This window comes from Nostoc sp. (genome assembly GCF_035638895.1).
In the GTDB taxonomy this organism is placed as follows: domain Bacteria; phylum Cyanobacteriota; class Cyanobacteriia; order Cyanobacteriales; family Nostocaceae; genus Nostoc.
This window is the reverse complement of the sequence record NZ_DASQZC010000121.1, coordinates 1-13,632: the sequence shown is the minus strand read 5'-3', so window position 1 is coordinate 13,632 and position 13,632 is coordinate 1. Positions and strand designations below refer to the sequence as shown.

General features: G+C 42.6%; 11 protein-coding genes and 1 pseudogene. 6 read left to right on the top strand and 6 right to left on the bottom strand.

All coding sequences use genetic code 11. The features are described from left to right. Positions 1-1,757, bottom strand: a 1,757-nt coding sequence (locus VE944_RS05990) for a hypothetical protein (RefSeq protein ID WP_324973701.1), incomplete at its 3' end; no start/stop codon positions are given. A 649-nt stretch (positions 1,758-2,406) separates the two neighbouring features. On the opposite strand from VE944_RS05990, the gene VE944_RS05985 reads away from it, so the two are divergent. Together VE944_RS05985 and VE944_RS05980 are read left to right on the top strand one after the other, a co-directional pair. Further along, a complete protein-coding gene (locus VE944_RS05985) occupies positions 2,407-3,630 on the top strand; it encodes a succinate--CoA ligase subunit beta (RefSeq protein ID WP_324973698.1) in 1,224 nt (407 codons plus the stop codon). A 122-nt stretch (positions 3,631-3,752) separates the two neighbouring features. Beyond that, on the top strand, positions 3,753-4,634 hold the full coding sequence (locus VE944_RS05980) for a succinate--CoA ligase subunit alpha (protein ID WP_324973695.1): 882 nt from the start codon (positions 3,753-3,755) through the stop codon (positions 4,632-4,634). Positions 4,635-4,884: 250 nt separating this feature from the next. Here VE944_RS05980 and VE944_RS05975 read toward each other — a convergent pair whose 3' ends face one another. After that, on the bottom strand, positions 4,885-5,376 hold the full coding sequence (locus tag VE944_RS05975; protein WP_324973692.1) for a DUF1499 domain-containing protein: 492 nt from the start codon (positions 5,374-5,376) through the stop codon (positions 4,885-4,887). A 59-nt stretch (positions 5,377-5,435) separates the two neighbouring features. Next, entirely contained in the window at positions 5,436-6,809 is a 1,374-nt protein-coding gene (locus VE944_RS05970) for a DUF2252 domain-containing protein (RefSeq protein ID WP_324973689.1), read from the bottom strand. 173 nt (positions 6,810-6,982) lie between these two features. Here VE944_RS05970 and VE944_RS05965 point away from each other — a divergent pair, with 173 nt between their 5' ends. Next, positions 6,983-7,663 carry a RibD family protein gene (locus tag VE944_RS05965; RefSeq protein ID WP_324973686.1) on the top strand — a complete coding sequence of 227 codons (681 nt, stop codon included), beginning with the start codon at positions 6,983-6,985 and terminating at the stop codon, positions 7,661-7,663. A gap of 94 nt (positions 7,664-7,757) precedes the next feature. Here the strand turns inward: VE944_RS05965 and VE944_RS05960 are convergent. Continuing rightward, positions 7,758-8,030, bottom strand: a pseudogene (locus tag VE944_RS05960) (photosystem II q(b) protein); the annotation flags it as partial. Positions 8,031-8,431: 401 nt separating this feature from the next. Between VE944_RS05960 and VE944_RS05955 the strand changes: the two are divergent. Then, positions 8,432-8,803, top strand: coding sequence for a DUF2237 family protein (locus VE944_RS05955; protein WP_100899017.1), 372 nt, complete (start codon positions 8,432-8,434; stop codon positions 8,801-8,803). A gap of 125 nt (positions 8,804-8,928) precedes the next feature. Here the strand turns inward: VE944_RS05955 and VE944_RS05950 are convergent, their stop codons facing one another. Then, positions 8,929-10,974: a hybrid sensor histidine kinase/response regulator gene (locus tag VE944_RS05950; protein ID WP_324973678.1), complete on the bottom strand. Its 2,046-nt coding sequence runs from the start codon at positions 10,972-10,974 to the stop codon at positions 8,929-8,931. Between the two features lie 16 nt (positions 10,975-10,990). Further along, entirely contained in the window at positions 10,991-11,551 is a 561-nt protein-coding gene (locus VE944_RS05945) for a chemotaxis protein CheB (protein WP_324973704.1), read from the bottom strand. Between the two features lie 800 nt (positions 11,552-12,351). Between VE944_RS05945 and VE944_RS05940 the strand changes: the two genes are divergently transcribed. Both VE944_RS05940 and VE944_RS05935 read left to right on the top strand, forming a co-directional pair. Then, positions 12,352-12,852 (top strand): DUF2231 domain-containing protein, encoded by a 501-nt coding sequence (locus VE944_RS05940; protein WP_324973676.1) that lies wholly within the window; start codon positions 12,352-12,354, stop codon positions 12,850-12,852. After that, positions 12,849-13,466, top strand: coding sequence for a DUF2231 domain-containing protein (locus VE944_RS05935; protein WP_324973672.1), 618 nt, complete (start codon positions 12,849-12,851; stop codon positions 13,464-13,466). Before VE944_RS05940 ends, VE944_RS05935 begins: the two co-directional genes overlap by 4 nt. Positions 13,467-13,632 lie beyond the last annotated feature (166 nt).

The window sequence follows — 13,632 nt, the reverse complement described above, 5'->3', positions numbered from 1 at the left end:
AAAGTCCGCGTATAAATTACCTGACTTTGGGAATCATAGAGGAAAAGAGACAGGCTGGCATTGTCACTAATTACAGCTAAGGCTTCCCGTAAGATTTGCAAGTGATTGGTAACGTCAATAGGAGTATCCGAGTTCTTAGAATAAGGATTAGCCAAGTTATTTTGCCTTATTTGGTCATACTCAGGGGTTAGCCGGACAATAATTCCTGCATTGTCTATGCTAAAGGTGCAAATCCGAATTTGATTAATACAGGTTTTATCCAAGTCTGTGCGGGTTTGTTGCAAACTACTAATAACTTGTACTTTTTCTTGTGCTTGTTTGAGGGCTGTTGAGTAAGGTTCGATGAGAGACTGAGCCTGAGTGTAGTACAAACTATCTTGGGAAATCTTTTTAGCAGTTTGCAAAGCCTGATCCCAGTATGTCGCTGCTGCAAGCCATTGGTTTTGTTGCTCATATACTTTGGCTTGCTTGGCAGTACTAACGGCTTGCTGGTAGGCTTTAACAGCTAATCGTTCTTTAGTAGCGCGATCGCGTGCCGCTACTAATTTAGGTTTATAATCTACCAACAGCTTTTCGGCTTCTTGATATCCAGGGCTAGTTAGGGGAATGCTATTCAAGGCATTAATAGCCACTAGCCAAGTAGACTGCACCTTTTGCCAGTCATTCAAAGATTTAGCAGTAGCTTCCCGATTCTCGGCTGCACTAGCTACAGCTTTTGCTGCCGTTAGTTTTTTTAGCCATTTTTCCTCCGTAACTATCTGCTGATTTACGGCGTGCAAACGGACACGATAATTAAGTAATTTTCCTTGCACCAGTCCATAGAGTTCACTACTGGAACTTATAGTTTCTAGTGGCGCTATAGCCTGTCGCCATAGGTGTTGCCTAGCTTGTAATTCCTCTAGGCTAGATGCAGGAGTTTGAACTTTTTGTGTCGCCAAAGATCCCGCTTGCAAAGCCTTGACCACCTGGCTGATTTTTTCTGACCGTCCAGACAAACTTGCTTTTAGTTCTTCTGATACCTGGTAACGAGGCGACCAACTAGGAACTGTGTTTAGAGCTGCACTGGCTGCCGTAAGTTGTTGTTGTACAGCTACTAATTCTTTTTCAGACTTGGCACGGCGCAACAGTTGCGGGGATTTTGTTTTTAATTGCTCGGCATTTTGTATTTCTTTACACTCAGATATCACACAAGGGCGAGTCAATAAGTAAGCACCGCCGCCTAAAACTATAACTCCCACCAAAGCTGCACCTAGTAAGATGGATTTGATTTGAGATGCTGGCTTGAAAGTCGGCAAATTCGGCGCATCTGCAAACGGATCAAACAGTTCCTCCTCATCAATCTTATGGATTGATGGAGAATAAGTAATAGCTGATGAAGAAAGGGTAGAAAAGTATTGCCCCTCTGCTTCCCCTGCCTCCCCTGCTCCCCCTACTCCTCCATCTCCCCATCCCCCCGTCTCTTTCAGAACCAAGAAACATTTCGCATAAGGGAGTTGTTCACCAAAAACTCTAAGGAAACATTGCACTCGCCGCTCTCTGTGGGGTGCTAGAGACTGAAGTACTTCCTCAATTACTGCAAAGATTATCTGAGTATCAAATATTACATCTGATTCGTGTTGGGTTAAAATCATTAGCTCGTCTTTATTGACGACACACTTAACCTCGAAGACTTCAGCCGTTGAGACTTCAGCAAGCAATTGTTCCTGCAAAGTTTTGGCTAAAAGCTGTAAATCTTCCTGCTGGACTGCTACTTTCATAGAGCTTTCCCGCTTAATTTCTATATTGTTTCGATTATCTTTAAGAGAAGGAAATGAACTTTTGAGGTTTGTTGAATGCAAATGCACAGTTTAACCAACCACAGCCTGAAAATCTGAACGACCAACGTTCTAACACACATTTGGACTTTTCACCAAAAATAAAAAAAGCAATTATTGTTCGCGCCGCTACATTTTCACAGTGCCAGATGCAAAATTAACTTATCTGTCTTCAGATGTAAATTACAAATAACAAATGGGAATAATAGAATTTTTGAGTATTTTAATTGCATTATTTCGGGACAATAAAATACACAGGAGCTAATGTTCTGCAAAATTCTAGTTGCAGGGCAGTTGTGACAAATTTATCCAAGGGTTAAGGAAACGATGCTAAGTCAGAGGGTTTTGACAGAAATGGTAGTTATCTTCTATGCTAGGAAACTTACTGAAGAGATAAATTACATGTTGTAACTCTAGCACCAACAGGTTGGCTATCAAAATTAATCTGCCTCATTGGCTGAAATCGATAAAATTGATTCGTGAAAAATAAATTTTTATAGCTGCCAAAAGCTTAATTCTAAAATAAAAGTGCTGCAAAATATTAAAACAGCATTAAGCAAAGGCTGGGAAAGTGTAAATACAAGGTGTATCAATGGATTTATTAGAGTATCAAGTTAAAGAGTGGTTTGGCAAGATAGGCATTCCTGTATTGCCTTCCCAACGAATTGACCATCCCACAGATTTGAAACGTTTAAAAATTCGCTTTCCAATTGTACTGAAATCTCAAGTACATGGAGCGGAACGGGCAAAAGCAGGTGGAGTCAGATTTGCGGAGACTACAATTGATGCGATCGCAGCTGCTCAAAATATCTTTAATCTACCAATATGGGGCGAGTTGCCAGAAGTTGTGCTGGCAGAATCCCAATACGACGCCAACCAGGAATTTTATCTCGCGGTGGTTTTAGATACTGCTGTTTGCCGACCAGTACTTTTAGGTTGCAAGGAAGCAGACATTGATTGGGAATCTGCTGGGGAAAAAATGCACCATGTTGTCGTCGAACAGGAATTCTCGCCATTTTATGCCCGACGACTGGCTTTGAAAATGGGTTTGCAGGGGACGCTGATGCAGTCTGTAAGCTGCGTTGTCCAGAAGATGTACCAGTTATTTGTGCAAAAAGACCTGGATTTAGTCGAAATCAATCCCTTGGCAGTCAGTGCTACTGGTCAAGTTATGGCTCTTAATGGTAAAGTCAGGGTCAACGAACGGTCAATCAAGCGTCATCCCGACCTCACCGAGATGGCGGCAAAAATCATCAGTCGTCATACCAGTACTGAGATAGATGGTATATCGGGTGACTTAGATGGTGTAAAAATGCACGGGAAAATCGGTATTTTAGGTAATGGTACTGGTTCAGTGATGGCAACTTTAGATTTAGTCGCTAATGCTGGTGGCAATCCAGGTCTTTGTTTGAATCTACGTCATGCTTTCCTCACTGATACTACACCAACTACTTTCCGCGATCGCCTAGAGACAGGTCTAAAAATCCTAGAGGCTGATGACAGCATTCAAGTAATATTAATTAACTTTCTAGGTAGCATTCCTCAAACAGAGGAAGTGGTCGAAGTTATAGCTAGAGTTGTACAGCAAGACAACAGCGAAAACCCACAGGTTGTGCATTCTAATGGTAATAAAAGTCGGCGAGAGCAGAATTTTTCACCCTTAGTTGTCCGTCTTGCTGGTTCGGAATTTGATGCTGCTAGAAAGTATTTAGCAACATTAAAAACCCCCAGCAATGCGCTCCTTGTAGTAGAAAATTTAGATGAGGCAGTAGCGGCAGCAGTTCGTCTGGCTAAACCAATGGCTAATAAGAGGTAATGAGTGTCACATTCTTGAAATTCAAAATTCAAAAAAAATTGAATTAATACGACACTATAAATATGTCGTTTTTATGCCCAGTGCCACAGACTACTGGGTTGCCAAACTTACGGTAATTTTTTATGAACCTAACACCAGACAGTAAAGTATTAATTCAAGGCTTTTGTGAATTTATATCAGGCACTCATGTTGCTCAAATGAAAGCTTATGGTACGAACTTAGTAGCCGGTGTCAATCCTGGATGTGGCGGACAGGAACTGCATGGACTGCCAGTTTTTGACTTAGTAGAGGAAGTAATAGAACAATTTGGGGTAATTGACACAACAATTATCTGTGTAGATCCTTACGACGTTCTAGATGCGGCATTAGAAGCGATCGCATCTCATATTCGCCAGATTATTATTATCACTGCTGGCGTGCCGCCTTTGGATATGGTGCAATTACTCCGCAAAGCCGAAGCCTGTGAAACTTTGGTAGTCGGGCCAAATAGTCCGGGAATCATTGTGCCGGGGAAAATTCTTTTAGGTACTCAACCTAGCGAGTTTTATACTCCTGGGGCAGTAGGGATCGTTAGTCGTAGTAGTACGCTCACTTACGAAGTTGCTTACGAATTAACAAAAGCAGGTTTGGGGCAGTCGATTAGTGTCAGTATTGGTAGTGATGCGATCGTCGGTTCCTCCTTTCTCCAATGGCTGCAAATTCTCGATGAGGATGAAGCTACAGAGGCGATCGTTTTAGTTGGTCAACCTGGCGGTGGTAGTGAAGAAGCAGCAGCCCGATACATTACCGAGGCAATTGATAAACCAGTAATTGCCTACATTGCAGGTAGACTTGCACCACCAGGAAAAACTTGGCGTCAAACTGGGACTTTAGCAACAGTTATCGGACGCGATCGTAACTTTGGCACAGCCCAAAGTAAATTAGCTGCTTTAAAAGAGGCGGAAGTTCCAGTAGCTGAACGTCCTTCTCAGATTCCAGAATTATTGAGAAAGGAGATTAGCTAAGTTTGCCAGTTTTAAGGCATGAGTAATAGCGATCGCACTTACGCTGAATCAACAATAGAAGCTTCCTAGCGATCGCTCAGGGGCAAATTTTCTTAGAGGAAAGTAGGCGAACAGGGCATCTACTATTAAAAATTTCGAGAAAATGCCACCTGAGCTTTCATACTTGCAAAAGACTTAATGTACCACCAGGACAATTCTCTGAGGGCGAACCATTTTTGTCTTGCTATTCATATTACCGCTCAAGCTAAAATCAAATATTTAGATCGCGTAGAGCCAGACGAATTTGCTCCAAACGCCTGCGATTAACACCAAGATCCGACTCTCCCACACGAGCTGCCGAGCGCACATGAATTACCGACTCATTGGGAGGGAAATAAAACTCTACATCATCAATAAATTTGAAGATGCGGCTTTTAGAAAGAGCGTGGATGTAATTATCTGTCTGTTCTATAACTTCTGTGCGGGGAACGACGGTGAGAGTTTTTAGCAAGGTTTTTCGTGCTGCATCACGATCTATATGATAGGCAATTGGGTCAATGGCATGTTTAGGATCACCATTTTGACTCACAACACAGTTGTCTGAAGCCGGACAAGAACTAAGATGACTATTATCAACTCCCAAAGCAGAAGAGGTAGCCCAAGCTGCGGTAGGAAGTATTAAAGTATTAATCAAAGTTAGCAATATTACAAAAGCAATACTCCGCAGGAGTCGCTGTGCGAAGGCTGTTAGCAGATGAAACATTATAAATTCACTCCTCAAGGTTGGAATAGCAGAGAATCTCTAAATATTGAATCAGTGTTCTAGTAGAGTATCACCCCTTGGTTATAAGCTTTTACAAAACTCGTGTAGTCATACTCAACTTGGGTTGCATAGTCCACCGCAAAGTTAACAATTTCGTCTTTGAATACAGCCTTGTTACCGCTAACAATATCAGTCACTTCTTTGTCAACGCTTACGGGAATAATCGCAGCATCATAGTCTTTATCAGAGATTGCATGGTTCTTGGCAACGACCTTCCCCGCATACCCCATCGCATCCATGAATTTTGATTTAGTGGTTAGCAATGTATAGTCAAAGTCCACTTGGTAGGGTGATTTTTCATGTAGCATAAAGGGTATGCTATTGACCGTAGTGTAGCCAACCAAAGCATCAATATTAGAGAGCATTGCTTTAGTAGCGATTACCACTCTCGCCCCTTCTTGATTCCCGTAAACTGAAGTTGGCAGCAGACCTGGAAGTGCTAATGCAACTGCGCTACTGCCTTCCTGCTTCATCTCCAAAATGCGATCGTCGTCGGTTCCTGAACTTGGCCCCTCAATCAGCAAGTAATATCGGTACTTACCAAGACTACCAGTGCCTGAACCTAATTTTAGCCGAATGTCTTTGAGAGCATAATAACTATTGTTGTAGCGTTTACTGCTAGGAATTGAGGCAATGTAACTGCTCATAGCCCCAACAATGTCGGAATAGGTGCTGCTGGATACGGGCTGAAGTTCTGAGGTAGTTTGGAATACCCGATTGTTTTTGTTATTTAACTGCGTGTACTTACTTAGCAAGCTAGAACGGCTGTTATTTGATGCCTTTTGAATCAAATCTTTGACCACACCATTCGTATTGCCAGATTCCAAACGGTATGAAAGTTCGTCGTTGGTTCCCTTAAAGTCGCTCATCTTGTTCAGATAAGTATCCAAAAAATTACGAACAATATCCTGAGCATCACTGTAGCTCAGACCGTTCTCTTTGGCTGCCAACAAGATAGAGACTGCCATCCGTCGCAAGTCCCAAACGTAGGGGCCAAGATAGGCTTCGTCAAAATCGGTGGTGTCAAAAACGTTGTTGTCGTTGCTATCTCTCATCCCTCCAAGATTTTGCAGATGCATATCTCCCTCTAACCAGATGGCTGAGGTTGAAGAATTCACAAATCTTGAACTTGGCAAAGTTTGCATATCACGATAAAAAATGTGATCTGTTCCCCGATAAAAGGCAAAAGGGCTAGCCTTCATCTTTTGCATTTTTGTTGCCAATTCTTGAGGCAATTGAGAAGCAAAGGGATGATTGTATTGGTAAATTTCATTCTCCACCCAAGTTGGACGGAGAGTTGCAGCTTCAAGTGGAGATGGAAACCCCAAAATAAAAATTAAGACAAATACGATTGCAGATATGTGTCTGAGCATGATAGTTGCTTAGGTGTAAAAAAATAGACTCTTGTGTAGAGACAATCATCCAACAACAATTGTTTTACCACCTTGAACCATAGCTTAGAAAGTAAATTAAAGCACAATATAACAACTATTCATGGCAAAGAATTCAAAAAGGTAAAATTATAAAGAACCGTCAGAATGTAATTATGCCAGCTATCCAAACAACTGTGGTTCTTGCGATGACGGCCGACGGAAAAATTAGTGCCGTAGATCCTAAAGCGCCTCGTGATGCCGATCCAGTTGATCAAGCACACCTAGAGTATCAAGCTTCCCTTGCCGATTTAGTCTTGGTAGGAGCAGGGACGATTCGGGCTGAGGGAGTAACCTATACAATTCGTAATCCCGAACTTTTGGCAGCACGTAAGGTTCGAGGTCAGTCTCCCCAACCTATTACCTGCGTTGTCTCAGGTTCCCTAGACCTATCGCTGGACTTGCCTTTTTTAAGCCAGGACATTGAGCGATGGATATTTACAACAGGGACTGGTTTAAAGCGTAATTCTGATGCAACAAGCTTGCAAAAGCTAGCTGAATTAATCGATTTGGGAGATACAGACCTAGACTGGAATCGAGCCTACAGCTTAATGGCAGAGCGAGGTATTCACAAAGTCATTGTTTTGGGAGGCGGCGCTTTAACAGCTGCTTTACTAAAGGCAGGGCGAATTGACGATTGGTGGTTGACAATTTGGCCCATCATTTATGGAGGAAAGCACGCCCTTAGCCCAGTGGAGGGAGAGGGTTTTCTTCCCCAAGCTGCTCCTCATCTCCAGCTCGTCGAAACTCGTCAGGTTGGAAGTCAGTTGTTTTTAAACTACCGCATACTCAACTGAGAATGCGCTGCCAGAGTTAAGTGCTATTATCGTTAACACTAAAAAGCGCCCTCCCATTTGGGAGAGCGCTTTAAGATTTAGCTAAACTTCAGAATTAACCGTTGATAGCAGGAGCGCTCATTGCGACAGGAGCAACATCACCAGCAGCCAAATCTAAGGGGAAGTTGTGAGCATTACGCTCGTGCATTACTTCCATACCCAAGTTAGCCCGGTTGATTACATCGGCCCAAGTGCTGATAACGCGAGCGCTTGAATCAATGATTGATTGGTTGAAGTTGAAACCGTTCAAGTTGAACGCCATTGTGCTTACACCCAAGGCGGTGAACCAGATTCCGATTACAGACCATGCTGCGAGGAAGATATGTAGAAATTTTGGTTCTATTGCTTACTGATGTGGGAACAATAACTTTGTAGATTACCGCTATTCCAAAAAAATTAACCCTCGGCTTACCACTAGGTGCTTTTTTTGTTTGGCAAAATGGCATATCTATAAATTAGACGATTGCTATGGTATTTAAGTAGGATACATTCCATGCGAAAAAGTACTGACTTGCATTACCCCTGACTAACTACCAGGGGTTTTTATTGGAAGTTCTACTGAGATATTGCACCATTCTGAATAACTCTAAGGTTGACAATTTGATATAAGTAGTGATTCTAAAATTCACTGCTTTTCCCAATTAATAAGGGATAGCGATTTTTATTCAAGTAGGGAATGTCAATATAGGCTTATATGGAAGCCAAAAAATCAAGTACAACTAATTAACAATGACAGAAGCTAAAAACGTAATCGGTGGAAACCTAGAAGCCTGCTGCACTTCTCCGATGACTGGGTTTTACCGCGACGGTTTTTGTCGCACAGGTGGTCAGGATTTCGGTTCGCACGTTGTATGTGCCGAAGTGACATCAGAATTCCTGGAGTTCACCAAATCCCACGGGAACGATCTAAGCACACCTGTTCCTGGTTCTAATTTTCCTGGACTGAAGCCTGGCGATCGCTGGTGTTTATGTGCTTCTCGCTGGCAAGAAGCTCTCGATGCTGGCGTTGCTCCACCCGTCATCCTGTCTGCAACCCATGCTAGAGCTTTGGAAATGGTTTCCTTAGACGAATTGAAAAAACATGCCTTAACTTCGTCTTGATTTGAAACTAGGGAGTGGGGAATGGGGCATGGGGCACTGGTCAATAATTAATAGTTATTCTTCCCCTGCCTCCCCTGCTCCCCCTGCTCCCTCATCTCCCCCACTCCCCACTCCCTAATTCAAAATCAACCCACTGGAACTTCTACAGGCAGTTTTAATACATCGGCAACCATAGCAATCAATTTAGTGGGGTCTATTGGCTTAGATAAATGCTGCTGAAACCCTGCTGAAAGCGCTTCTAGGCGGTCTTCCTCTCGCGTATATGCTGTTAAAGCGATCGCTGGGATACGTCCACCTTTTTCTGGTTCCAAAGAGCGCAGTTTGCGAATCAGCGTATAACCATCTTGCTCTGACATGCCGATGTCGCTAATTAGGATATCTGGTTTTGCTTGTTCAAGTACTGCCAACGCTTCATCAACTGATGCTACCGCCGTGGCAAACGCCCCATATTCCTCAAACATAAAACTGAGAAAATTACGGGTATCCGCTTCATCATCTACAACTAAAACTCTTAATCCAGTAAGAGGCGTCGATGCCACAGGGGAAGAAATTTCTCCTGTGGCTTCTCTACTTGCTCTGCTAGCCCTATTGTCTTGTAGCAGTGGTAGTCTCACAGTAAAGGTTGCTCCTTCTCCTGTGCCTGCACTTTCGGCAAAGATTGCACCCTTGTGCAGTTCCACTAGATGACGGACGATCGCTAGCCCTAATCCTAGTCCATTGTGCGATCGCGTTGTGGTGCTGTCTGCTTGCCGGAAACGCTCAAATACTTTGGGTAAAAACTCCGATGTTATACCAATGCCTGTATCGATAACTTGAATTTGGGCGTATTTGTGAGTTGTTTCTTGTTCTTCACCACAGATTACTGACAAATTCACATCTACCCTGCCACCCTTAGGGGTAAACTTAATGGCATTAGTTAGTAGGTTCCAGACGACTTGCTGTAACCGGGCTGGATCGCCATAAACTGAACCGACTGAAGTATCCAAAACAGTATTTAATTTAATATCTTTCGGTTCTGCTAGGGGACGCACTGCCTCTAAAGCTGCCTCCGTTACCGTAAGCAGATTCACCGCAGATACATTTAACCGCAACTGACCACGGATAATCCGGGATACATCTAAGATATCCTCAATTAGTTGCATCTGGGATATTGCGTTGCGTTCAATCGCTTCGAGGGCGCGGGAAGTGGCTTTTTCGTCAAGTTTCTTTGAACGGAGGATCTTTGACCAGCCCAGCATTGAGGTTAAGGGTGTGCGGAGTTCGTGGGAAAGAACGGCGAGAAACTCATCTTTCATCCGATTTGCTGCTTCGGCTTCATGTCTTGCCGTCTGTTCTCGAATCACTTGAGCGCGGACTTCTTCTGCTTGTTTGCGTTCAGTAATATCTTCGAGAGTGCCTACATATCCCAGCAATTCTCCTTGACCGGAAAGCATGGGCGATGAACGAACTTGAACCCAACGGACGATACCATGAGCAGTTTGAAAGCGGAACTCTTCAGAGTAGTCACGACCTTCACAAATATAGTTAGACCAAGTGGCAACTGCTCGTTCTCTATCTTCTGGGTGAACAGATTCTAGCCATCTTTTTTCTAAACTTTCTGCCGCTCTCAAGCCACAAATTATTTGATAGCGGGGATTAGTATACCTACAGCCGCCTTCAGTATCAATTTCAAAAATGCCAACGGGTGAACAAGTACTCAGCGATCGCAATCGTTCTTCACTTTGGCTGAGTTCGGCATTGACAGCTACCAGTTGCGCTGCTTGTTGCTTGACAGCTTCTGTTTTCTTAAATAGTTCTACAAATACTGTGACTTTAGAAGTCAAAATATTGGGGTCTAATGGTTTGAGCAAATAATCAACTGCACCCAAGGCATAGCCTTTAAACAACATTTGGTCGCTGGTGCTAAAGGCGGTGAGAAAGATAATTGGAGTGTGACGCGATCGCCCCCGATTGCGAATCAAGGTTGCAGTTTCAAAGCCATCCATCCCTGGCATTTGCACATCTAGCAAAATCACTGCAAAGTCTTGATGTAGCAGACACCTCAAAGCTTCTTCCCCAGAAGTAGCTCTCACCAAATTCTCTCCCAGTTTTTCCAGGATTGCTTCTAGTGCTAGCAAATTTTCTAGTTTATCATCCACTAGGAGGATGTTTACTTTGGGTTCCATCTGCATGGTTTTTTTTCCGTAATTAATGACAAAGCTTAACCATTTGGGAAGCAATGTTTGAAAGTGTTAAAATCCAGTCTACTGCAACAGCAGAAATTGCTGCTTCTGGCATAACATCACTCTCAGCTGTGGCAGGTTCTTGTACGATAGTAAGCCCTCCCCGCGCTTTTATTTTCTTAAGACCTTGCATACCATCTTGGTTTGCTCCTGTCAATATTACACCAATAACTTGCTCATTGTAGACATCGGCTGCTGACTCAAATAGCACATCGATAGATGGTCTGGCATAAGAAACAGGCTCATCAGTCGAAAGGGCAAAGTGACCTGGTTCAACCAATAAGTGATAATCTGCTGGAGCTATGTAAATATGTCCCGGTAGTATTTCGTCTTTGTCTTCCACTTCTCGAATCGGCAACGAAGTATATCCTTGTAATAACTCCTGGAGTGTGCTGTTAGACTCCTTGTGACGGTGTTGCACGATCGCGATCGGCACTAGAAAGTCTGCTGGTAAATTACCCAGGATAATTTTTAAGGCTGATAATCCACCCAAAGAAGTACCAATTACCACAATTTCAAACGCCACTTGTTTTGTCCTCACACCGATTAGTGTGACTTAATGGCTCATCAAACCCTTTCAGCATTCTTCAGTTCCACCACAGCTACTAACTTACCTTGACTTGCTTTTATATCCACTAACCAAAATTATATATTTTTGTCATTTCCATTACAATTAAAAATTTTATCTTTGTGAAATACTTTACATAAATAATATGATTTGTATGTTTTTTTGAATTTTAGTTAATGCCAGAACCGATACATTATAGAAATATATTTTTGCTAAATAACTAACTTTTAAAAGTTTAATTATTATTGTTTTGACAATTCATAAAAATTTACTTAAGCTAAAGGATAGGTTAAGCAAATCAACAAACGACAGTGATTTGGTTTAGCTACATCAAAAATTGCTGTTGCAGACTATTGGCATGAGGAAATTAATCGCAACAAAAATCATTCCCTAAAAGCAAGTTTACTAAATTTGTCTACAAAAAGCTAAGACATAATTAAGTGTATTGCGCCGTGCACATATTGAACAGATTCCAGTCAATTATAGATAGATACTTGTAGTGATGTTAGCGGGTATCCATCAATCATTGAAGTTTAACTAGCGATTTTGAATTAAGGTCTTCTGGTTTATATCTGGTCAGGGACGGAATAAATCTAAAATCCAAAAGACGCTCGATAACTCGCTCTAAGCGTTCGCGTAGGGTCTCGTAGAGAAGCCATGCCGTTGGCGCAGCCTCTCGTAGAGAAGGCTTTACGGTACGCTATCGGCAATCCAAAATTGATTGAACACAGTGCGGTAAATATGTCTAGGAGAAGACAATGCTTGAGTATTTTACATCATTGAATGACCATAATTTACCCTATCCAGATACGATTCATCCCATCGTTGTCCACTTCGTAATTGCGATGGTGTTGTTTTCCTTCTTATGCGATGTAATCGGCTATTTTACTGGTAAATCCGGTCTTTTTGAGGTGAGTTGGTGGAACATGTTAGTTGCCACCGTAGCCATCTTTGTTGCGATCATTTTTGGTCAGTTTGAAGCGGGTTTAGCACAGCCTTACAGCCTTGCTAAATCGGTGCTGAACTTGCATACGCTGATTGGTTGGTCACTTTCGGGAATCATTACGGCGATTACAGCTTGGCGCTATGTAATTCGTGCCCGCAACCCGCAAAAACTACCAATTTATTATTTGGGAGCCGGGCTAGTTTTAACCTTAATAGTTGGCTTGCAAGTATATCTCGGAGATGAACTTGTTTGGGTGTATGGATTGCATACAGTGCCAGTTGTGGAAGCAGTAAAGGATGGTTTGTTGCGATGAACTCAGAATTAATTGACCAATTGAGCGGCTCTTTAGGCGCAAACGGATTACCTTACACAATTCCCATTCATCCCAACTTAGTCCATCTGACAATAGGTTTGTTCATCATTGGGATGACCTTTGATATTGTTGGTGTTTTGTTCCCCTTTGAAAAATGGGTCTTCAAATCTTTAGCAATTACTGTGGAACGTGACAACTTATTTGATGTTGGCTGGTACAACATGCTAGCTGCCAGCATCATCACATTTTTCACAGTTGGAGCAGGCTTTTATGAAATGCTGTTGGCAACACCAGCAGCTGAGATGAAAAGTGCCTGGGGATTGCAGGCAATGGAAACTATGCTTTGGCATGGTGTAGGTGGTGTGTTCTTATTAGCGCTGATTGTTATCCTGACCATCTGGAGAGCATGGCAACGCTTCGTTTGGGCCAAACAAGAATATAAACAGACAGATAGAGAAGTGCAATGGATCTATCTGTTGGCAGGCGTAGCAATCATGTTTATTCTGTACGTCCACGGGACACTAGGGGCGCAAATGGCTGCCGAGTTTGGCGTACACAATACAGCAGATAATTTGCTGCGATCGCACCAAGACCTCAACACAACACTCAAATAAGTCATTTGTCAATTGTCCTTTGTCCTTTGTCATTTGACTAATGCCTAATGCCCAATGACCAATGACTAATTACCATGAAAATCCAGAAGATTTTAAATATTTTGACGCTGCTTACAGGCGCGATCGCAGTGACTATTATGAGTCTCTGGATCGGGAAGCAGGCTTA

What these genes read in the sequence shown, in the direction of transcription:
- VE944_RS05985 (WP_324973698.1), top strand. Translation starts at nt 2,407, where the DNA reads ATGGATTTATTAGAGTATCAAGTTAAAGAGTGGTTTGGCAAGATAGGC.
- VE944_RS05980 (WP_324973695.1), top strand. Translation starts at nt 3,753, where the DNA reads ATGAACCTAACACCAGACAGTAAAGTATTAATTCAAGGCTTTTGTGAA.
- VE944_RS05975 (WP_324973692.1), bottom strand. Translation starts at nt 5,376, where the DNA reads ATGTTTCATCTGCTAACAGCCTTCGCACAGCGACTCCTGCGGAGTATT.
- VE944_RS05970 (WP_324973689.1), bottom strand. Translation starts at nt 6,809, where the DNA reads ATGCTCAGACACATATCTGCAATCGTATTTGTCTTAATTTTTATTTTG.
- VE944_RS05965 (WP_324973686.1), top strand. Translation starts at nt 6,983, where the DNA reads ATGCCAGCTATCCAAACAACTGTGGTTCTTGCGATGACGGCCGACGGA.
- VE944_RS05955 (WP_100899017.1), top strand. Translation starts at nt 8,432, where the DNA reads ATGACAGAAGCTAAAAACGTAATCGGTGGAAACCTAGAAGCCTGCTGC.
- VE944_RS05950 (WP_324973678.1), bottom strand. Translation starts at nt 10,974, where the DNA reads ATGCAGATGGAACCCAAAGTAAACATCCTCCTAGTGGATGATAAACTA.
- VE944_RS05940 (WP_324973676.1), top strand. Translation starts at nt 12,352, where the DNA reads ATGCTTGAGTATTTTACATCATTGAATGACCATAATTTACCCTATCCA.
- VE944_RS05935 (WP_324973672.1), top strand. Translation starts at nt 12,849, where the DNA reads ATGAACTCAGAATTAATTGACCAATTGAGCGGCTCTTTAGGCGCAAAC.